A 20,408-nucleotide genomic window follows, 5' to 3' on the forward strand; every position below is an offset into this window, starting at 1 on the left:
GAACGCCACGTCCGGAGGTCCCCCGACATGTCTGCGCCCCTCTCCAACGAGTCCACCGCCTTCCGTGCCGCCCTCGACGTGATCCGCGCCGTCGAGCCCCGCGTCGCCGACGCCATCGGCCAGGAGGTCACCGACCAGCGCGAGATGCTCAAGCTGATCGCCTCCGAGAACTACGCCTCCCCGGCCACCCTCCTGGCCATGGGCAACTGGTTCAGCGACAAGTACGCCGAGGGGACCATCGGCCGCCGCTTCTACGCCGGCTGCCGCAACGTCGACACCGTCGAGTCGCTGGCCGCCGAGCACGCCAGGGAACTCTTCGGCGCCCGCCACGCCTACGTCCAGCCGCACTCCGGCATCGACGCCAACCTCGTCGCCTTCTGGTCCGTCCTCGCCCAGCGCGTCGAACTGCCCGCCCTGGAGAAGGCCGGCGTCCGCCAGGTCAACGACCTCTCCGACGAGGACTGGGCCGAGCTGCGCCGCGCCTTCGGCAACCAGCGCATGCTCGGCATGTCGCTGGACGCCGGCGGCCACCTCACCCACGGCTTCCGCCCGAACATCTCCGGCAAGATGTTCGACCAGCGCTCCTACGGCACCGACCCGGCCACCGGCCTCCTCGACTACGAGGCCCTGCGCGCCACCGCCCGCGAGTTCAAGCCGCTCATCATCGTGGCCGGCTACTCCGCCTATCCCCGTCTCGTGAACTTCCGGATCATGCGGGAGATCGCCGACGAGGTCGGCGCCACGCTCATGGTCGACATGGCCCACTTCGCCGGCCTGGTCGCAGGCAAGGTCCTCACCGGCGACTTCGACCCGGTCCCGCACGCCCAGATCGTCACCACCACCACCCACAAGTCCCTGCGCGGCCCGCGCGGCGGCATGGTCCTGTGCGACGACTCCCTCAAGGACCAGGTCGACCGCGGCTGCCCCATGGTCCTGGGCGGCCCGCTCCCGCACGTCATGGCCGCCAAGGCCGTCGCGCTGGCCGAGGCCCGGCAGCCCTCCTTCCAGGACTACGCCCAGCGCATCGTCGACAACTCCCGCGCCCTGGCCGAGGGCCTGATGCGCCGGGGCGCGACCCTGGTGACCGGCGGCACGGACAACCACCTCAACCTGATCGACGTCGCCTCCTCCTACGGCCTCACCGGCCGGCAGGCCGAGGCCGCGCTGCTCGAATCCGGCATCGTCACCAACCGCAACGCGATCCCCGCCGACCCCAACGGCGCCTGGTACACCTCCGGTGTCCGCATCGGGACGCCGGCCCTGACCACCCGTGGCCTGGGCACCGCCGAGATGGACGAGGTCGCCGGACTGATCGACCGCGTCCTGACGGCCACCGAGCCCGGCACCACCGCCAAGGGCGGCCCCTCCAAGGCCCAGCACGTCCTCGATCCGAAGATCGCGGAGGAGATCGCCCACCGGGCCACGGACCTCGTCGCGGGCTTCCCGCTCTACCCGGAGATCGACCTCGGCTGACCCGGCCCCCACCGGCCGGCCGGCTCCCGTCGGCTGCGGTCAGCTTCCGCCGGCTCCCGTCCCGGCCCCTCCCACGGCGGCCCGGCCCCACGCCGGGCCGCCGCACGCACTGTGTTCCCCGTCTCATCGGCGACGACCGACGCCCGCGGCTCTCTACCCGGTTCCCACCTGTTTCCGGCCCGTTCCGGATCGGGCACCGTTTCCTGAGAGAATGGTGAGCATGGCCAACGACCGCCCGCCCGTCGCCCACCACCGCCCTCAGGGGAATGGCTTCGCCATGCAGCATCGTCCGCGTGTGCTCTCCGGAATCCAGCCCACCGCAGGCTCGTTCCACCTCGGCAACTACCTCGGCGCCGTCCGCCAGTGGGTGGCCCTGCAGGAGTCCCACGACGCCTTCTACATGGTCGTCGACCTGCACGCGATCACGGTCCCGCAGGACCCGGCCGAGCTGCGCGCCAACACCCGGCTCGCCGCCGCCCAGCTGCTGGCCGCCGGCCTCGACCCGGAGCGCTGCACGCTCTTCGTCCAGAGCCACGTCCCCGAGCACGCCCAGCTCGCCTGGGTCATGAACTGCCTCACCGGCTTCGGCGAGGCGTCGCGGATGACCCAGTTCAAGGACAAGTCCGCCCGGCAGGGCGCCGACCGGGCCTCCGTCGGCCTGTTCACGTACCCGGTCCTCCAGGTCGCCGACATCCTTCTCTACCAGGCCCACGAGGTCCCGGTGGGCGAGGACCAGCGCCAGCACGTCGAGCTGACCCGCGACCTCGCCGAGCGTTTCAACGGCCGCTTCGGCGAGACCTTCACCGTCCCCTCCGCGTACATCCTCAAGGAGACGGCGAAGATCTACGACCTCCAGGACCCGTCGATCAAGATGAGCAAGTCGGCCTCCACGCCCAAGGGCCTGATCAACCTCCTGGACGACCCGAAGACCACCGCGAAGAAGGTCAGGAGCGCGGTCACCGACACCGACACGGTGATCCGCTTCGACCGGGAGACCAAGCCCGGCGTCAGCAACCTGCTCTCCATCTACTCGACCCTCACCGGCACCGCCGTCGACGCCCTGGAACAGAAGTACGAGGGCAAGGGCTACGGCGCGCTCAAGACGGACCTCGCCGACGTCATGGTCGAGTTCGTGACGCCGTTCCGGGAGCAGACCCAGCAGTACCTGGACGACCCGGAGACGCTGGACTCCATCCTGGCCAAGGGCGCCGAGAAGGCGCGTGCGGTGGCCGCGGAGACCCTCTCCCAGGCGTACGACAGGGTGGGCTTCCTGCCGGCCAAGCACTGAGGCGCACCACCGCTCGCATCCGCGAGGGGCAGAGCGCCGCACATCACTGCCGCTGCGCCTGCCCATCGCCGGTCCGTGGTCGTACAGTCGATAGCCGGACGGCCGGGACGAAACGGCCGGGAACGCACGAGAACGCGCAAGACGACGCGAGGCCGCACAAGAACGCGCGAGAACGCGCGAACGCACGGACCACGCGAGAACGCCCGAGCGCACGCGAGAACGCAACAGAAGACGAGCCTGCTCGACAGCAGACACCGGCACGACGACAGGAGACGACGTGGGGACCGTAACGATCGGCGTGTCGATCGCGGTCCCGGAGCCTCACGGCAGCCTGCTCCAGGAGCGGCGCGCGGGCTTCGGCGACGCCGCGGCTCACGGTATCCCCACGCACGTCACGCTGCTGCCGCCGACCGAGGTGGACCGCGCCGAGCTGCCGGCCGTCGAGGCCCACCTGACCGAGGTGGCGGCGGCCGGGCGGCCCTTCACGATGCGGCTGTCCGGCACCGACACCTTCCGGCCGCTGTCACCCGTGGTGTACCTGCGGGTCGTCGAGGGCGCCGAGGCGTGCAGCCGGTTGCAGGAGCGGGTCCGCGACGCCTCCGGACCCGTCGCCCGCGAACTCCAGTTCCCCTACCACCCGCACGTCACCGTGGCGCACGGCATCGACGACGCGGCGATGGACCGCGCCTTCGAGGAACTGGCCGGGTACGAGGCCCAGTGGCCGTGCACCGGTTTCGCCCTGCACGAGCAGGGCGCCGACGGGGTGTGGCGCAAGCTGCGGGAGTTCTCCTTCGGCGGCCGTACGGTCGTCCCCCCGCAGGCGACCTCCGTGGACCGCGGCACCCTGCCCGCCCGCTAGAGGTCCTGTCGCCGGATTCCCGTCTGGCCCCGCCCGGTGGCCCTACAGCGGCAGCCGCCGGTACACCCTCCGTGGCAGATGCCGCAGTGCCGTGGTGACCACGCGCAGGACGCCGGGTACCCACACCGTCTCCGAGCGTCGCCGCAGGCCCAGTTCGACGGCGGTCGCGACCTCCTCGGGCGTGCTCGCCAGCGGCGGCACCTCGCGGCCCGCGGTGGCGCGGGAGCGTACGAACCCCGGGCGTACGACCATGACGTGCACGCCCGTCCCGTGCAGCGCGTGCCCCAGGCCCTCGGTGAAGGTGTCCAGCCCCGCCTTGCTGGAGCCGAAGATGAAGTCGGTGCGGCGGGCCCGCTCGGCGGAGGCGGAGGAGAGGACGACCAGCGAGCCGTGCCCCTGGTTCTGCAGCGCCCGCGCGGTCACCAGGCCGGCGGAGACCGCCCCGGTGTAGTTGGTCTGGGCGACGTACACCGCGTTCAGCGGCTCCCGCTCGTCGTACGCCTGGTCGCCGAGAACGCCGAAGGCGAGCAGCACCATGTCGATGTCGCCCTCCGCGAACACCTTGCCGAGCACCGCCTCGTGGGCGCCGGGGTCGAGCGCGTCGAAGGCGACGGTGCGCACCTCGGGGCCCAGGGCGCGCAGCCTGGCCGCCGCCTCCTCCAGCGCGGCGGACGGCCGGCCCGCCAGCCACACCGTGCGGGTGCGGCGCGCGACGAGCCGGCGGACGGTGGCCAGCGCGATCTCGGAGGTGCCGCCGAGCACGAGCAGGGAGCGGGGAAGCCGCCCGGCCTCGGCACGGCCGCCGAGACCGGCCAGGCCCGGCGGCGGCAGGAGACGGCTCGAACGGGGCGGACGGGGCAGCGGACCCAGGGCATCCTTCACGGCAGACGACTGTATCGTCCGCTTATGGGCGTTCTGTCGTAGAAACGCGGTGTTGACGCGGCCTCTGAGCGGGCACAAGTCCGATCATGGACTGGCTGAAGAACCTCCCCGTGATCGGCCCGTGGCTGGCCCGTCTGATGCGGACGCACGCGTGGCGGTCGTACGAGCGCCTGGACCGGGTGAAGTGGACACGCCTCGCCGCGGCCATGACGTTCGTCAGCTTCATCGCGCTGTTCCCGCTGCTGACGCTGGCCGCCGCGATCGGCACCGCCACCCTCAGCACCAGGCAGCAGCACACGCTCGAAGGCAAGATCGCCCAGCAGTTCCCGGGCCTCGGCGACCAGCTGCACATCACCTCCCTGGCGCAGAACGCCGGCACCGTCGGGATCATCGCGGCGGCCGCCCTGCTGTTCACCGGCATGGGCTGGGTGGGGCAGATGCGCGACTGCCTGCGCGCGGTGTGGGAGCTGCCGGACGCCGAGAAGAACCCGGTCCTGAGCAAGGTCCAGGACGCGGGGATCCTCGTCGGGTTCGGCGGCGCGGTGGTCGTCACGCTCGCCGTCTCCACCGTCGCCTCGGCCGCCGTCGGGTGGACGTCGCGGCAGGTCGGCCTCGGCGAGGACGGCGCGGGCAGCGTGGTGCTGCGCGTCATCGCGTTCGCCGTCGCCGTGCTGGCCGACTTCCTGGTGCTGCTCTACGTCCTCACCCTGCTGCCCGGCGCCGAACCGCCGCGCCGCCGGCTCCTCGTCGCCGCCCTGCTCGGCGCGATCGGCTTCGAACTGCTGAAGCTGCTGCTCAGCGGCTACATCCAGGGAGTGGCGGCCAAGAGCATGTACGGCGCCTTCGGGGTCCCCGTCGCCCTGCTGCTGTGGATCAACTTCACGTCCAAACTGGTCCTGTACTGCGCGTCCTGGACCGCGACCGGCAGCAAGGCGGACGCGGGCGGCGAGGCCCGCCCCAAGGACGGTGGCGGGGACGGCGGCGAGGACGGCCCGGACGGCAGGCTCAGGGGCGCGAGCGGCGCCGCATGAGCTCCGGCAGCGGCCAGCGGCGGTTGACCAGGAAGGCGCCCGCCGCGAGCAGCACCAGCACGCCCCCGGCGATCCCCAGAGCGACACCCATGCCGCCGGAGCCGCTCTTGGCGGACGCGCTCGCCCCGCTCCCGGCCGTCCGGCCGCCCGCCTGCCCGGCCGCCGGGGCCGAGCCCGGCTGCCCGTCGCCGGCCGCGGCGCTCCTGGGCGCCACCAGCGTGCCCACCGGCTGCACCTTGCCGACCGCCTTGAAGCCCCAGTCGAAGAGCCGGCCGGTCTCCCGGTAGACCTCGTCGTGCTCCGTCTTCTGCGGGTTCATCACCGTCACGAGCAGCACCTTGCCGTTGCGTTCGGCGACGCCGGTGAAGGTGTTGCCCGCGTTGGTGGTGTAGCCGTTCTTGACGCCCGCGATGCCCGGGTACACCGAGAGGCCGGGGTCGCCGCTCAGCAGCCGGTTGGTGTTCTGTATCTCGAAGGAACCGCGGGACGTCTTGCCCTTCTTGTCCTTCTTCGTCTCCCCGGGGAACTCGGCCCGCACGGTCGAGCAGTACTCCCGGAAGTCCTTCTTCTGCAGCCCGGAGCGGGCGAACAGGGTGAGGTCGTACGCCGACGACACCTGGCCGGGCGCGTCGTAGCCGTCCGGGCTCACCACGTGCGTGTCGAGCGCCTGGAGGTCCTGGGCGTGCGCGTTCATGTCCTTGACGGTCTGGGGGACGCCGCCGTTCATCGCGGACAGCACGTGCACGGCGTCGTTGCCGGACCGCAGGAAGACGCCGAGCCAGAGGTCGTGGACGGCGTAGGTCTCGTTCTCCTTTATCCCCACCAGGCTGGAGCCTTCGCCCATGCCGGCCAGGTCGCTCGGGGCGACCTTGTGCTTCTGAGTCTTCGGGAACTTGGGCAGGACCGTGTCGGCGAACAGCATCTTCAGGGTGCTGGCCGGGGGCAGCCGCCAGTGCGCGTTGTGCGAGGCGAGCACCTGCCCCGACTCGGCGTCCGCGACGATCCAGGAGCGCCCGGAGAGGTCCTTGGGCAGGACCGGGACGCCGGGGGTCAGGTTGACCTGCGTCCCCGCCTGCCCGAGCCGGGTGCCGCCCACGCCGGACATGTGGGCCGGGGGAGCGGCCGGGGAGTCGGTCTTCAGGGCCGGCGCGGCGAGGGCGGCGGGCGCGGTGAGGGAGGCGGACAGCAGGGCGGCGGAGGCGACCAGGACGGAGCGGCGGACGGTCGCGGAGGGTGCGGACACGGTCGGAAACGTACCTGCCGTGTCCGCGGGGGCCGGGCCCCGGGCCCCGCTGCCGGCCCGACCCCGGCCGCGGAGCCGGGGGCCCGGCAGCGATACTGAAGGTATGAAGCTCAGCCGCCCCGTCTCCTGGTTCCTGCTCGCCTTCGGGGTGTGGAGCTGGGTCATCTGGGTCACTTTCGTCAAGAATCTCGTCAAGGACAGCAGCGGGCTCGCGTTCGACGACGGTCATCCGACGGCGTACTTCTGGGTGCACCTGACGCTGGCGGTCGTCTCCTTCGTATTGGGGACGGTCATCGGGGGCCTCGGGTTGCGCGGACTGCGTGCACTGCGCGGGACGTCATAACGCTCCGGCCGCCGGATCCGGCTGACGGGATGTCCGGTAGGGGTGTGATGTACGTCATCGACGAAATGCGCGATGCATTACTGTCCGTGTCGGCGAAATCGGTCAAAGGGTGCGAAAGGCGCGCTGATCGCCACGCTGAGGGACACCTGAGGACATCCTGTGAAACAAAGAGAAAACACTTCTTCATAACGTCTTTTCGTCCCCTCCAGAATCCTCTTCCCCGTCGTGAGGGTCGTGTGATTATGTGTGCGCGGCCCTGAGGGGTGTGGCATACGCATAGCGGCTCGCGAAGGGCCTGAGGGCCTGGGGAGGGCATCACCGATGCGGTCGGTTCGCATACGGATTCTGCTGACGCTGCTGGTCCTGGCGGTGGTCGGTGTGGGCGGCTGGCAACTCCTGCCGTCCCAGGGCGACAAGAACAAGGCGATCACCCTGGGCACGACGGACGCCGTCACCGCGCTGGACCCGGCGGGCGCCTACGACGCCGGCTCCTGGGCCCTGTACAGCAACGTCTTCCAGTCGCTGCTCACCTTCGAGCCCGACGGCACCCAGCCCGTGCCCGACGCGGCCAAGAACTGCGGCTTCGTCGGCGGCGGACTGCGCACCTACCGCTGCACGGTGCGCGACGGCCTGAAGTTCCCGAGCGGGCGGACGATGACCGCCGAGGACGTCAAGTACTCCTTCGACCGGGTCAAGAAGATCGACTCCAAGGTCGGCCCGTCGGCCCTGTTCTCCACCCTCGGCTCCGTGGGCGCCGACGGCATGACCGTCACCTTCCACCTCTCCACGCCCGACACCACCTTCCCGCTGAAGGTCGCCACCGGCGCCGGCTCCATCGTCGACCACACCCGCTACGCGCTGAACTCGCTGCGCACCGGGACCGACGCCGACGGCACCGGACCGTACCGCCTGACCGGATACACCAAGGACAAGAGCGCCGACCTGAAGCCCAACGGCTCCTACAAGGGCGCCATCGGCGGCACCGGACGGCCCATCCAGGTCCGCTACTTCACCGAGGGCAGCGCCCTCGACAAGGCCTGGCAGGACCGGCAGGTCGACGCCGCCACCCGCACGCTGACGCCCAAGCTGCTCGCCGCGCTGAACCCGAGCGACCCCACGCAGCGCGTGTCGGAGTCCGACAGCGCCGAGACCCGCAACCTGTACCTCAACACGCACGCCTCCTCCCCGCTGCACGACGTCCGGGTCCGCCGCGCCATCGCCTGGCTGATCAACCGCGAGCAGCTGGTCACCTCCGTCTACGACGGCACGGTGGACGCGCTGTACTCCCTGGTCCCGGCCGGCATCACCGGACACACCACCTCCTTCTTCGACGCCTACCCGGCGCAGAGCGTCAAGAAGGCCCGTCAGCTGCTGACCGAGGCGGGGGTCTCGACCCCGGTGCGGTTCACCTACGGCTACGGCGAGGGGCGCGGCCAGGGCGCCGAGGAGGCCGCGGAGATCAAGCGGCAGCTGGAGTCGAGCGGCCTGTTCAAGGTCGACGTCAAGGGTTACGAGTGGACCGACTTCCAGAAGCGGTACACCGCCGGGAAGATGGACGCCTGGGCGGTCGGCTGGGTCGCCGACTACCCGGACCCGGACACCTTCGGCGGCCCGCTCGTCGGCTCGGGCAGCAGCATGAACACCGGCTACAGCAACAAGGCCGTCGACGCGCTCGTCTCCGACAGCCGGCAGTACACCGACCGCAGCCGGGCGGCGTCCGACTTCCGTTCCCTGCAGGCGAAGGTGGCCGACGACGTGCCGCTGGTACCGCTGTGGCAGCAGAAGGAGTACGTCGTCACCAGCGAGGACGTCGGCGGCGGCCAGTACCTGTCGGACGGCACGGGCGTCTTCCGGCTCTGGAAGCTCAACTGGATCTGAGGCACCGGGCGCAGAGCCCGCCTCCCGGGCACGGGAGAGGGGCACCGGCCCCCCCGAGGGGCACCGGCCCCCCCGAGGAGCACCGGCACCCGTGAGGGGCACCGGCACCCGTGAGGGGCACCGGCACCCGTGAGGGGCACCGGCACCCGTGAGGGGCACCGGCACCCGTGAGGGCGCGCCGGTGCCCCTCACCCGTCCTGGCGGCTCCTGCGGGCCGGGTCCGGCAGCGCCTTCGTCATCCCCGGCAGGAAGTCCGTGAACAGCTCGTGCACCTCGTGCACCAGCGGCCGCAGCGCCCGGAACCGGGCCAGCGAGACCCCCCGCGCGGTGAGCCGGGCCCCGCGCTCGGCGAGCCGGTAGCTGCGCTCGCGGCCCGGCGTGCGGTCGAACACCCAGTACAGGACGAGGCCCATCTGGGCCAGCCACATCAGCTCGGGCAGCACCTCGCGCAGCTCCGCCGGCACCTTGGTGCGCGCCCCGTGCAGCACCTGCCGGTGGACGCTGACGGCCTCCACGCGCGCGTGCTCCGACTCGGGGGAGAAGGGGCTGAGCGGACTGTCGGGGTCGGCCGCGTTCTTGAAGAACTGGACGGCGAACTCGTGGTACGGCGCGGCGATGTCGAGCCAGGCCTTCAGCACGCCCGCCAGACGCGCCTCCAGGCCGCTCTCCCGGGCCAGGACCTCCCGCACCGCCTCCTGGTGCTCGGCGGCGATCCGGTCGTAGAAGCCCTGGATCAGGTGCTCCTTGCCCTCGAAGTAGTAGTACGCGTTGCCGACGGAGACCCCGGCCTCCTGGGCGATGGCCCGCATGGTGGTCCTGTCGTAGCCGCGCTCCTGGAACAGGCGCATCGCCGTCTCCAGGATCAGGGCCCGGGTCTGCTCGGACTTGCTCGGGGCCGCGGCCGGGGCCGGCGTGGGGTCCGAGGCCGGGGCCGGCGCGGGTTCCGGGGCCTGGGCCGGGGACGCGCCGCCGCCGCCGCTCTTGCTGTCGGGACTCTTCTTCTCGGGCACGGTCAGAGCCTAGCCAGTGGCCCCGCGCGGGCCGGGCGGGCGGTGGTTCAGGGGCGGCGGCCCAGCTCGGGGCGCTTGGTGTAGTCCGTGAGGCCGAGGACGTTGCCCCAGGGGTCGGCGACCTCCACGGTCCAGCCGGTGGCCTGGGCGGACGGCTCGTCCAGCGGCTCGATGCCGGCCGCCGCCAGCGCCCGGGCCGCCGCGCGGGCGTCCGGGACCTCCAGCCACAGGCGCGGGGTGTGCCACGGCGGCGGCCGGTGCCCGAGCGCCTCCTCCTTGCGCAGCAGGATTCCCGGTGTCTCACCGCCGACCTTCAGCAGCGCGATCCCCGCCTCGTCCAGCCGGAACGCCACGGCGAACCCGGCCCGCTCGTAGAACCCCACGGCCTCGCCGAGATCGCCCACGGCCAGCAGCACGTTGTCGAACCCGAGCAGCTCGTACGACTCGTCATCTGACATGTGATCAGGTTAGGTACGCCCCTGCCGTGCACCCCCGCGCACACCCCGCGGGACGGCCCGTCAGGTCACCCGCCCGGCGCAGGGACGCCGAGGGCCCCGCTCCCAGGAGGGAACGGGGCCCTGATCCGGACGTGCCGGAGGGCGGCGGCCTCAGAAGCGGCGGGTGATCAGCGCCCGCTTGACCTCCGCGATCGCCTTCGTCACCTCGATGCCGCGGGGGCAGGCATCGGTGCAGTTGAAGGTGGTGCGGCAACGCCACACGCCGTCCTTGTCGTTGAGGATCTCCAGGCGCTGCTCGCCCGCCTCGTCACGGCTGTCGAAGATGAAGCGGTGGGCGTTCACGATCGCGGCCGGACCGAAGTACTGGCCGTCGTTCCAGAACACCGGGCAGGAGGAGGTGCACGCCGCGCACAGGATGCACTTCGTCGTGTCGTCGAAGCGCGCCCGGTCCTCGGCCGACTGCAGCCGCTCGCGCGTGGGCTCGTTGGTGTCCTTCGTGATCAGGAAGGGCATCACGTCCCGGTACGCCTGGAAGAACGGCTCCATGTCGACCACGAGGTCCTTGAGCACCGTGAGGCCCTTGATGGGCTCCACCGTGATCGGCTTCTCGGGGTTGATGTCCTTGATCAGCGTCTTGCACGCGAGGCGGTTCTTGCCGTTGATCCGCATCGCGTCCGAACCGCAGATGCCGTGGGCGCAGGAGCGGCGGAAGGTGAGCGTGCCGTCGTGGTCCCACTTGACCTTGTGCAGCGCGTCGAGGACACGCTCCTTGGGGTCCATCTCCAGCTGGAAGTCTTCCCAGGTGGACTCCGCCGAGACCTCCGGGTTGAACCGGCGGACCCGCAGGGTGACGGTGATGTAGGGGGAGTCGGCGAATCCCGGCTCGGGCTGCCCGGCCGCGTCCGCCTTGTCCAGAACAGGGGTTGCCATCAGTACTTACGCTCCATCGGCTGGTAGCGGGTCTGGACGACCGGCTTGTAGTCGAGACGGATGGATTCGGACCCGTCGGCGCCGACCTCGCGGTACGCCATGGTGTGGCGCATGAAGTTGACGTCGTCGCGGTTCGGGTAGTCCTCGCGGTAGTGACCGCCGCGGGACTCCTTGCGGGCCAGGGCGGAGACCGCCATGACCTCGGCCAGGTCCAGCAGGTTGCCCAGCTCGATGGCCTCCAGGAGGTCGGTGTTGAACCGCTTGCCCTTGTCCTGGATCGCCACGTTCTTGTAGCGCTCGCGCAGTTCGGCGATCTTCTCGACCGCCGTCTTGATCGTCTGCTCGGTGCGGAACACCATGACGTTGGCGTCCATGGTCTCCTGCAGCTCGCGGCGGATCGTGGCCACGCGCTCGGTGCCCGTGGAGGAGCGCAGCCGCTCGATCTGCTCGACGACGAGGCTCTCCGGGTCCGCCGGCAGCTCGACGAAGTCCGCCTTCTGCGCGTACTGAGCGGCGGCGATGCCCGCGCGGCGGCCGAAGACGTTGATGTCCAGCAGCGAGTTGGTGCCCAGCCGGTTGGCGCCGTGCACGGACACGCAGGCCACCTCGCCGGCCGCGTACAGGCCCGGGACGACGGTGGTGTTGTCCGCCAGGACCTCACCCTCGACGTTGGTCGGGATGCCGCCCATCGCGTAGTGCGCGGTGGGCTGGATCGGGATCGGGTCCGTGTACGGCTCGATGCCGAGGTAGGTCCGCGCGAACTCGGTGATGTCGGGCAGCTTGGCGTCCAGCTGCTCCGGCGGCAGGTGGGTGAGGTCCAGGTAGACGTGGTCGCCCTCGGGACCGCAGCCGCGGCCCTCGCGGATCTCCGTGTAGATGGAGCGGGAGACGACGTCACGGGACGCCAGGTCCTTCATGACGGGCGCGTACTTCTCCATGAAGCGCTCGCCGTCCTTGTTGCGCAGGATGCCGCCCTCACCGCGGGCGCCCTCGGTGAGCAGGATGCCCATGCGCCAGATGCCGGTCGGGTGGAACTGGAAGAACTCCATGTCCTCCAGCGGCAGCCCGCGCCGGTACACGGCGGCCTGGCCGTCACCGGTCAGGGTGTGCGCGTTGGAGGTCACCTTGAAGAACTTGCCGGTGCCGCCGGAGGCGTAGATCACGGACTTCGCCTGGAAGATGTGGATCTCGCCGGTCGCCAGCTCGTACGCCACCACGCCGGCCGACTTCTTGACGCCGTCGACCTCGGTGATCAGCTGGTCCAGGACGTAGAACTCGTTGAAGAACTCCACGCCCTCCTTGACGCAGTTCTGGTACAGCGTCTGGAGGATCATGTGGCCGGTGCGGTCGGCCGCGTAGCAGGAGCGGCGGACCGGGGCCTCGCCGTGGTTGCGGGAGTGACCGCCGAACCGGCGCTGGTCGATCGTGCCGTTCGGCGTCCGGTTGAACGGCAGGCCCATCTTCTCCAGGTCGAGGACGGAGTCGATGGCCTCCTTCGCCAGGATCTCGGCGGCGTCCTGGTCGACCAGGTAGTCACCGCCCTTGACCGTGTCGAAGGTGTGCCACTCCCAGTTGTCCTCCTCCACGTTGGCCAGCGCGGCGGCCATGCCGCCCTGCGCGGCGCCCGTGTGGGAGCGGGTCGGGTAGAGCTTGGTCAGCACGGCGGTGCGGCTGCGCTTGGTCGACTCGATGGCGGCGCGCATACCGGCGCCGCCGGCGCCGACGATGACGGTCTCGTACTTGTGGATCTTCATGAGTGGATTACCTCAGCCCCGTGCCTAGCGGATGTTCGGGTCGAAGGTGAAGATCACCAGCGTGCCCAGCAGGATGGTCCACACCGTGGCGGTGTAGAGCAGGCCCTTCAGCCACAGCCGCGTGTTCGCGCGCTCCGCGTAGTCGTTGATGACGGTACGCAGGCCGTTGCAGCCGTGCAGCATGGCCAGCCACAGCATCAGCAGGTCCCAGACCTGCCACCAGGGCGAGGCCCAGCGGCCCGCCACGAAGGCGAAGCCGACCTTGGAGACACCGCCGTCCAGGACGAGCTGGATCAGCAGGTGGCCGATGACCAGGACGACCAGCACGACACCGGACAGCCGCATGAACAGCCAGCCGTACATCTCGAAGTTGCCCCGGGTCGACCTCGGGGTCTTCTTGGTGCGCTTGCGCGGGGCCTCGATGAACGGAGCCGGGTTGTCGACGTTGTAGGAGGCGCCTTCGACCGGGCCCACACCGGAAGCGGTGGTTTCAGTGGTGGACATACGCGTCAGCTCCCGAAGACGACTCGAAAGGCGTGACCCAGGACGGGGTAGATCGCCCCGAGCATGAGCACGAACCAGGCGATGACGACCGTCCAGAGCATCTGCTTCTGGTAGCGGGCACCCTTGGCCCAGAAGTCGACGGCGATGACACGGAGACCGTTCAGCGCGTGGAAGAGGATGGCGGCGACGAGGCCGTACTCCAGGCACGCGACGATCGGGGTCTTGTACGTGGACACGACCTTGTCGTAGTCCTCGGGAGACACGCGGACGAGTGCGGTGTCCAGCACGTGAACGAACAGGAAGAAGAAGATGAGGACGCCGGTGACTCGGTGAGCCACCCAGGACCACATTCCTTCCCGGCCGCGGTACAGCGTTCCAGCCGGCACGGAAGAACCCTCCGGGAGCGGGGACTAGGGCCGCGCCGGCTTCGGTGTCGGTCGGGCCCGGCCGGGTACGGTCCACCGGCCCCCAGCATCGTAGCGACGTGGGGGAGTGGTGCTTACAGCGGGCCTGCCGGTGTGATCAAAGTGGCACTCAAAGGAGCACGGACGGGTGAGCGGGGAGGGCCGCCGGGCGGGCGTGGGCGGTCATGCGCCGACCGCCGGCGCGTCGGCGCTGGTCGCCCCCCACGGCGGAGCCGCTGACCGATGCCGCCCCGCACCCCCGAGGGCGCGCACCAGCCGCCCCCTGGCCAGGTGCCGCAGCTCCTCCGCCGTCACCACGCGCTCTTCCTCCGGATCGTTCGTCAATCGTGACCGGATCGCCGCCAGTACCCGGTTCAGGGCCTCCTCCGGGGCGGCGCCGTCCAGGTAGATGACGAACGTGTGTCCGAATCTCGCCTCGTAGGCCGCGTACGCGGCGCTCAGGGCCGTGGAGGCGGCCAGGTATATGCCGTCGGGGAGGGCCGGCAGGGGTTCTTCCGCCAGGGCTTCGGCGAGATCGGCCATGCCCAGGTCGTACGCCGCCTCGTCCGCCGCCGCCAGCAGGGCGGGCAGGTCCGGGTAGGGGCGGTGGGCGGCGACGCGACGGGCCCAGCGCGGGCTGCGCAGGCAGGCCAGGAGGGCGCGGCGGGCCTCGTCGGGCGGGGCGGTGTTGAAGTGCTCCAGGGTCTGCGCGGGCAGCGTGGGTCCTCGGCGTGGGAGACGGCACGCCCGCTGACGGGCGTTCCGGGTGAGTCGGCAGGGGATGGTGTGAGATGTGTCGCCACGTTATCGGCAGGGGGCGGGACGTGTCCGGCCGATGCCCCGATTTCACTCGGACGGAAGAGTTTGAGAACGGTTCGTGGACACCCGGCGCGGGACGAGGCCGTAGGTTGGCCGTGTGAGTGAGCACAGGCGGCGCCGTGCCCCGGCGCGCGACCCGCGGCGCAGGTGGGCAGTGGCCGGCGGGGTGTTCGCCGTCACGGCCGGACTCGGCGCCGGTCTCGGCGTGTGGGCCTCGGGCGGTGACGGCGGCGGCCCCGCGGACGTGGCGGGCCCGGCGACGGCCACGCCCTCCCCGACCCCGCCCGCCCCCAGCCCGACCCGGACCTACCCGCTCTCCCGGGCGCCGCGGACCATTCCCGCCGTGCGTTCGCACACCGCCGCCCGCGGCCCCGGCTGGCGCCCGGCGCGCGGCGGGCGGGTGGTGGTCGGCGACGCGTCCCTCGCCGACGAGGGGCAACTGCTGGCCGGCGAGCTGGGCCTGACGTACGCGGGGTTACGGGACGACGTCCGCGACGGCGACGTACGCCTCGCGCTGGGCGGTGGCAGGGGCGGCGACCCGGAGTCGTACTCCATGACGGTGAGCGGCGGACGCGTCACCATCAGCGGAGGCGGCGACGCGGGTGTCTTCTACGGCACCCGGACCCTGAAACAGGAGGTGCACGCGGGCGGCACGGCCCCCGAGGGCGTCGTGAACGACGCACCCGCAAAGCCGCGGCGCGGGTTCATGCTGGACATCGCGCGCAAACCGTTCACGGCGGACTGGATAGAGGACCGAATACGGGAGCTGGGCGACCTCAAGTACAACGAGCTGGGCCTGCACTTCTCCGACGACCAGTCCTTCCGCCTCCAGTCCGACACCCACCCGGAGATCGTCTCCAAGGACCACCTCACCAAGGCCCAGGTCAAGCGGATCGTCGACCTCGCCGGCAGCCGGCACATCACCGTCGTGCCCGAGATCGACTCGCCCGGCCACCTGGGCGCGGTGATCGCCGCCCACCCCGATCTGCAACTGCGTGACGCGCGGGGCGTGGCGACCAAGGGCGCGATCGACATCTCCAAGGACGGCTCGGCGCGGATCGTCGACGACCTCCTGAACGAGTTCGCGGGCGTCTTCCCCGGCGGCTACTGGCACCTGGGCGGCGACGAGTACCAGGCGCTGACCGTCCGCAGCCCCGAGACGTCCTACCCGCAGCTGGCCGCCGCCGCGCGCAAGGCCTACGGCTCCGGCGGCACCGTCGCCGACCTGACGGCCGGCTGGCTGAACGACCGCGCCGCCACCGTCCGCGCCCGCCACCGCGCCCCGCGCGCCTGGAACGACGGCTTCTTCCGGCACACCTCCGTGCGGCCCGACAAGGACATCGAGGTCGCCTACTGGACCGGCAAGGAGCTGGGTGCCCGCCCGCCGGCCGAGTACCTCGCCGCCGGCCGCCAGGTGATCAACTACAACGACGAGTACCTCTACTACGTCCTGGGCCAGCCGCAGACCTTCGTCTACCCGACCGGGCAGCGGATCTACGAACAGTGGACCCCGCGCGTGCTGCGCGGCACCGACGCGGTGCCCGCCCGCTACGACTCCCAGATCCTGGGCGGCGGCTTCGCCGTCTGGTGCGACCTCGCGCACTCCCAGACCCAGGACCAGGTGGCCGCCGGGATCCGCATGCCGCTGCGCGCGACCGTGCAGAAACTGTGGGACCCGGGGAAGCCGGCGCTGTCCTGGGCTGACTTCAAGGCACTGGCCGGGCGGCTGGGCTGAGGCAGGGGGGCGGCCTGCCGAGGCAACGACCGGGGCCGCCACCCCCCACAGGAGAGGCCCCGGCCGTCGCGCGGCACGGGCCGCGCGGCGACCCGTACTTCCTTCAGCGCCATGAGTGCGTTTTCTGTCACACCTCACCGTCGGAGTGGTTGGTTGCACGTTGTACGGTCATGGACGAGAGGCGGTTTCAGGTCGTAACGTGCCTTTCGCGCCGGGCGCGGAAGATGCATGATCACCGCAACGTTCGACGGCCGTGACGCCGCGACGATCCTGCTCGATCTACTGAGGAACCACGGGGTGCTGGGGGACGACGCGGAGCTGACCGCCGCGGTGCTTGCCGCGCAGACCGGGGACGAGACCGCGTTCCGGACTGTGTACCGCGCCGTGCAGCCGCGGCTGCTCGCCTACATACGCACCCTGGTCGGCGAGAGCGACGCTGAGGACGTGGCGTCCGAGTCCTGGCTCCAGATCGCCCGCGACCTGGAGCGTTTCAGCGGCGACGCCGACCGGTTCCGCGGGTGGGCCGCCCGGATAGCCCGCAACCGCGCGCTCGACCACATACGCATGCGCGGCCGCCGCCCCGCCATCGGCGGCGACGAGACGGAACTGGCCGGCAAGGCCGCCGCCTCCGACACCGCCGGCGAGGCCATCGAGGCGCTCGCCACCGGCAGCACCCTCTCCCTCATCGCCCGGCTTCCCCAGGACCAGGCCGAGGCCGTGGTGCTGCGCGTGGTCGTGGGCCTGGACGTCAAGACCGCCGCCGAGACGCTCGGCAAGCGGCCCGGCGCCGTACGCACCGCCGCGCACCGCGGTCTGAAACGGCTCGCGGAGCTGCTCGGTGATGATGCGGAATCCGTGGACGCGCTCGGCGCGATGCCGCTCCCACGAGAACCGCGAGGCCACACGGTGACGTCCGCCGGTGTGACGCATATGCGCGCCCGGACGCAGAAGGACATGTGATGGCCGACGAGCAGTACCGATGGCTGGACCGCGAGACCGCGGAGCGCCTGCTTCGCGGAGAGGTGCCGGACACCGTCGACGTCACCGTCCGTGACCGGGCGGAACGGCTCGCCGAGGCACTGAAAGCTCTTTCCGCCGAATCCGCGGCCGCCCACCCCTCCGCGGCCGCCGCCGAGCTGCCCGGTGAGGCAGCCGCCCTCGCCGCCTTCCGCACGGCACGTGCCGGGCAGGCCGCCGCCAGCGCCGGACAGGCCGTTTCCGCCGGGACCCCCGGCCGGTACACGGCGGCCGGCTCCGCCGACGCCGGACTCGTCCGGATCGCCGCGCACGGGCGCGGCCCGGCGCGGGACGCGGGAACCGCGCGTTCCCGGCGCCCCGGTGCGCGCCTGGGCCGGCCCGTCCGCCTGGCCCTGTCCGCCACGCTGGCCGCGGGCGCGCTCGGCGGGGTCGCCGCCGCGGCCACGACCGGCGTGCTGCCGAGCCCGTTCGGCGGTGACGAGCCCGCTCCCGCCACGTCCGTGACGCCCTCGGACGCCTCGGACGCACCGTCGCCGCCGTTCGCCCGGGGCGGCGACGGCAGCGGGGGGACGGGCGGCTCCGGGACGCCGGCCCCCGGCGGGACCACGCCCGGTTCCTCCGCGGGCGACGCCTCGGACTCCGCCGGCGACGGAGACAGCGCCGCCGGCCACGACACCGCGACCGGCCCGGACGGCGACCGGAGCGGCCCGGGCGGTCGCTGGGGCCGGCTGGTCGCCGCCTGCCAGGACCTGCGGGACGGCAAGGACCTGGGCACCGGCCGCAAGAACGTGCTGGACGGAGCGGCCGGCGGCTCCTCGCGGGTCTGGACGTACTGCAAGGGCGTGCTGAAGGCGGCCGAGGCCCATGGCTCCGGCCAGGGGAACGGCACCTGGCAGGGCAGGAACAAGGACACCGACCGGAACGGCAAGGACGGTCAGGGCGACAAGGACGGTCAGGGCGGCAAAGGCGGCCAGGGCGACAAGGACGGCAAGGGCGGCGACAGCGGAAACGGCGGCAAAGGAGGCAAGGGCGGCAAAGGTGGCGATCAGGGGCACGGCGACGGCGAGGGCGGGCGCGGTGACGACGACGGCGGCCACGCAGAGGGCGGCCACCCGGCCGGCGAACCGCCGCGCAGGGACGTCGTGCCCCGCCCCTCACTCGCTCCGCCGACCCCCGGCAAGGCGGCCTCACCTCGCCCGTCGGAAAGCCTCTGACCTGCAGTTTTAAGGGTGCCGAAAACTTTCTCCCGGCGAGGTGTGACGTTTTTGGCCGCCCCGGCGCAGTAATGAGTGAGCCGACTGGTCATCGGCCCTCGCACGAAGCCGGGGTTCCCCCCGTACCCACGGCTCGTGCATCTGGCGCGGGCGGGACACGTTCCCCCGGTCCCGCCCGCGCCCCCGCTTCTCCCTGGGCACGGGTGCCGCTCTCACCAGTACACGACGACCTTGTCGCCCACTTTCACCTGCGCGAACAACTGCGCGATCGCCGCCTCGTCCCGTACGTTGACGCAGCCGTGCGAGCCACCGGCGTAACCGCGGGCCGCGAAGTCCGAGGAGTAGTGGACCGCCTGTCCGCCGCTGAAGAACATCGCGTACGGCATGGCGGAGTGGTAGATCGTCGACACATGGTGGCGCGACTTCCAGTAGACCTGGAACACGCCATCACGAGTCGGTGTGGCCTCCGTGCCGAACCGCACCGCCATCGTCGACACGGTCCGCCCGTCGACCATCCAGCGCAGGGTCCGGGTCGTCTTGTCGATGCAGACCACCCGGCCCGTCAGACACCGCGCGTCCGGGGCGCCGGCCGGCTGGCCGCCCATGAGGTACAGCTCCCACTGGCCCGGCTCGTGCGTCATCCCGCGCAGCCGCTGCCAGGTGACGGTGTCGGTGCGGCCCGTGGCGGGCAGGCCGCGCTTGCCCTGGAAGCCCCGGACGGCCCGCTCCGTCGCGGGACCGTAGGTCCCGGTCGGCCCCTCGGACAGCCAGCCGATCTGCCGCAGCCGGGCCTGGAGTTCGCGCACGGCAAGGCCGCCGGCGCCCCGCGACCACAGGACGGGGGCGGCGGCGGGCGGAGCGGCCGGGGCCGTGCGCGCGCTCCCGCCGGATCCGCCCGGGCCCTGGGACGCCCGCGGCTCGTCCCGGGCCGTGCCCCTGCCCTTGCCGTTGCTGCTGTCACCGTGGCCCTTGCCGCCGCCGTCGGACGGCCGGGCGGTCGGCACCTCGATGTGCACGGGGGAGCGGTGGCGTCCGGCCGCGCCGGAACCGGAGGACGGACCGGAGCCCGGGCCCTGACCGGTGCCCGAGCCGGCCGGCTGCACCGTGCAGCCGGCCGCCCCCGTCAGCGCCACGGCCGCGGCCACGCCGACGACCGCTCTCCTCATACCCCCGATGCCCATGCGGCCCCCCGCCGTCTCAACGGTGTTGCGGTGCCCGTCGCCGTGGTTGCGGCACTCCACCGAGAAGTCTTTCCATCCGTGACCGGTGGCGAACCACGGGGCATGGTGGGAAACAAGGACAGAATCAGAAAACAGGAGCAGGGACAGGAACAGGGACTGGGACAGGGGCAGCAGTAGGGAGTGGGACACCTTCTGTGAGCAAGGTCCCAGCGTGGGCCACTGCACCCGGCGCACGGCCGCCGCTACAGTCCGTCGCGAGGGTCGGCCGTACCGGCGAGTAACTGGCAAGTAACCAAGAACGCGGAGGCACACACCATGGCGCGCGAGTCCGAGTCGGGTCTGCCCATCGAGCCGGTGTACGGGCCGGACGCCCTTCAGGGGTGGGACCCGGCGGTGAAGCTGGGTGAGCCGGGTGCGTATCCGT

The 20,408-nt window shown here is 71.6% G+C and carries 19 protein-coding genes; 9 read left to right on the forward strand and 10 right to left on the reverse strand.

From position 1 onward, the window contains the following. Nucleotides 1-27: 27 nt before the first annotated feature. The 3 genes from AB0G56_RS23170 to AB0G56_RS23180 all read left to right on the forward strand — a co-directional run bounded on the left by AB0G56_RS23170 (nucleotide 28) and on the right by AB0G56_RS23180 (nucleotide 3,620). Nucleotides 28-1,473, forward strand: a complete 1,446-nt coding sequence (locus AB0G56_RS23170) for a glycine hydroxymethyltransferase (RefSeq protein ID WP_360972221.1) — start codon at nucleotides 28-30, stop codon at nucleotides 1,471-1,473. A 277-nt stretch (nucleotides 1,474-1,750) separates the two neighbouring features. Then, on the forward strand, nucleotides 1,751-2,761 hold the full coding sequence (gene trpS, locus AB0G56_RS23175; RefSeq protein ID WP_360972265.1) for a tryptophan--tRNA ligase: 1,011 nt from the start codon (nucleotides 1,751-1,753) through the stop codon (nucleotides 2,759-2,761). A 277-nt stretch (nucleotides 2,762-3,038) separates the two neighbouring features. Further along, nucleotides 3,039-3,620 (forward strand): 2'-5' RNA ligase family protein, encoded by a 582-nt coding sequence (locus AB0G56_RS23180; protein ID WP_360972223.1) that lies wholly within the window; start codon nucleotides 3,039-3,041, stop codon nucleotides 3,618-3,620. Nucleotides 3,621-3,662: 42 nt separating this feature from the next. Here the strand turns inward: AB0G56_RS23180 and AB0G56_RS23185 are convergent, their stop codons facing one another. Continuing rightward, a complete protein-coding gene (locus tag AB0G56_RS23185) occupies nucleotides 3,663-4,451 on the reverse strand; it encodes an SDR family NAD(P)-dependent oxidoreductase (protein ID WP_360972267.1) in 789 nt (262 codons plus the stop codon). A gap of 137 nt (nucleotides 4,452-4,588) precedes the next feature. Here AB0G56_RS23185 and AB0G56_RS23190 point away from each other — a divergent pair, with 137 nt between their 5' ends. Further along, nucleotides 4,589-5,533 carry a YihY/virulence factor BrkB family protein gene (locus tag AB0G56_RS23190; protein ID WP_360972225.1) on the forward strand — a complete coding sequence of 315 codons (945 nt, stop codon included), beginning with the start codon at nucleotides 4,589-4,591 and terminating at the stop codon, nucleotides 5,531-5,533. Here the strand turns inward: AB0G56_RS23190 and AB0G56_RS23195 are convergent. Next, nucleotides 5,508-6,776, reverse strand: coding sequence for a D-alanyl-D-alanine carboxypeptidase (locus AB0G56_RS23195; protein ID WP_360972227.1), 1,269 nt, complete (start codon nucleotides 6,774-6,776; stop codon nucleotides 5,508-5,510). The genes AB0G56_RS23190 and AB0G56_RS23195 overlap by 26 nt on opposite strands. A 103-nt stretch (nucleotides 6,777-6,879) precedes the next feature. Between AB0G56_RS23195 and AB0G56_RS23200 the strand changes: the two genes are divergently transcribed. Next, entirely contained in the window at nucleotides 6,880-7,119 is a 240-nt protein-coding gene (locus AB0G56_RS23200) for a hypothetical protein (protein WP_360972229.1), read from the forward strand. Between the two features lie 321 nt (nucleotides 7,120-7,440). After that, entirely contained in the window at nucleotides 7,441-8,997 is a 1,557-nt protein-coding gene (locus AB0G56_RS23205; protein WP_360972231.1) for an ABC transporter substrate-binding protein, read from the forward strand. A 188-nt stretch (nucleotides 8,998-9,185) separates the two neighbouring features. Here AB0G56_RS23205 and AB0G56_RS23210 read toward each other — a convergent pair whose 3' ends face one another. The 7 genes from AB0G56_RS23210 to AB0G56_RS23240 form a co-directional block, all read right to left on the reverse strand. Continuing rightward, on the reverse strand, nucleotides 9,186-9,863 hold the full coding sequence (locus AB0G56_RS23210) for a TetR family transcriptional regulator (RefSeq protein WP_360972269.1): 678 nt from the start codon (nucleotides 9,861-9,863) through the stop codon (nucleotides 9,186-9,188). A gap of 191 nt (nucleotides 9,864-10,054) precedes the next feature. Then, on the reverse strand, nucleotides 10,055-10,465 hold the full coding sequence (locus AB0G56_RS23215) for a VOC family protein (RefSeq protein ID WP_360972233.1): 411 nt from the start codon (nucleotides 10,463-10,465) through the stop codon (nucleotides 10,055-10,057). A gap of 150 nt (nucleotides 10,466-10,615) precedes the next feature. After that, nucleotides 10,616-11,395: a succinate dehydrogenase iron-sulfur subunit gene (locus AB0G56_RS23220; protein ID WP_360972235.1), complete on the reverse strand. Its 780-nt coding sequence runs from the start codon at nucleotides 11,393-11,395 to the stop codon at nucleotides 10,616-10,618. Further along, nucleotides 11,395-13,149: a succinate dehydrogenase flavoprotein subunit gene (sdhA, locus tag AB0G56_RS23225; protein WP_360972237.1), complete on the reverse strand. Its 1,755-nt coding sequence runs from the start codon at nucleotides 13,147-13,149 to the stop codon at nucleotides 11,395-11,397. The genes AB0G56_RS23220 and sdhA overlap by 1 nt, the downstream gene beginning before the upstream one ends. A gap of 24 nt (nucleotides 13,150-13,173) precedes the next feature. Continuing rightward, nucleotides 13,174-13,653 (reverse strand): succinate dehydrogenase hydrophobic membrane anchor subunit, encoded by a 480-nt coding sequence (locus AB0G56_RS23230; protein ID WP_360972239.1) that lies wholly within the window; start codon nucleotides 13,651-13,653, stop codon nucleotides 13,174-13,176. A 5-nt stretch (nucleotides 13,654-13,658) separates the two neighbouring features. Continuing rightward, complete coding sequence (gene sdhC, locus AB0G56_RS23235; RefSeq protein WP_360972241.1) at nucleotides 13,659-14,039, reverse strand: succinate dehydrogenase, cytochrome b556 subunit; 381 nt, start codon at nucleotides 14,037-14,039, stop codon at nucleotides 13,659-13,661. Between the two features lie 201 nt (nucleotides 14,040-14,240). Next, a complete protein-coding gene (locus tag AB0G56_RS23240) occupies nucleotides 14,241-14,759 on the reverse strand; it encodes a 2-oxo-4-hydroxy-4-carboxy-5-ureidoimidazoline decarboxylase (RefSeq protein ID WP_360972271.1) in 519 nt (172 codons plus the stop codon). Between the two features lie 271 nt (nucleotides 14,760-15,030). Here AB0G56_RS23240 and AB0G56_RS23245 point away from each other — a divergent pair, with 271 nt between their 5' ends. From AB0G56_RS23245 to AB0G56_RS23255, 3 genes are all read left to right on the forward strand, one after another. Continuing rightward, nucleotides 15,031-16,611: a glycoside hydrolase family 20 protein gene (locus AB0G56_RS23245; RefSeq protein ID WP_360972273.1), complete on the forward strand. Its 1,581-nt coding sequence runs from the start codon at nucleotides 15,031-15,033 to the stop codon at nucleotides 16,609-16,611. A 297-nt stretch (nucleotides 16,612-16,908) separates the two neighbouring features. After that, nucleotides 16,909-17,571 carry an RNA polymerase sigma factor gene (locus AB0G56_RS23250; protein WP_360972275.1) on the forward strand — a complete coding sequence of 221 codons (663 nt, stop codon included), beginning with the start codon at nucleotides 16,909-16,911 and terminating at the stop codon, nucleotides 17,569-17,571. Beyond that, nucleotides 17,571-18,803: an extensin gene (locus AB0G56_RS23255; protein WP_360972243.1), complete on the forward strand. Its 1,233-nt coding sequence runs from the start codon at nucleotides 17,571-17,573 to the stop codon at nucleotides 18,801-18,803. The genes AB0G56_RS23250 and AB0G56_RS23255 overlap by 1 nt, the downstream gene beginning before the upstream one ends. 212 nt (nucleotides 18,804-19,015) lie before the next feature. Here the strand turns inward: AB0G56_RS23255 and AB0G56_RS23260 are convergent, their stop codons facing one another. After that, a complete protein-coding gene (locus AB0G56_RS23260) occupies nucleotides 19,016-19,969 on the reverse strand; it encodes a L,D-transpeptidase family protein (protein ID WP_360972277.1) in 954 nt (317 codons plus the stop codon). Between the last annotated feature and the right edge of the window lie 439 nt (nucleotides 19,970-20,408).

The sequence above is a fragment of the Streptomyces sp. NPDC021356 genome (assembly GCF_040641015.1).
Classification (GTDB): Bacteria; Actinomycetota; Actinomycetes; order Streptomycetales; family Streptomycetaceae; genus Streptomyces.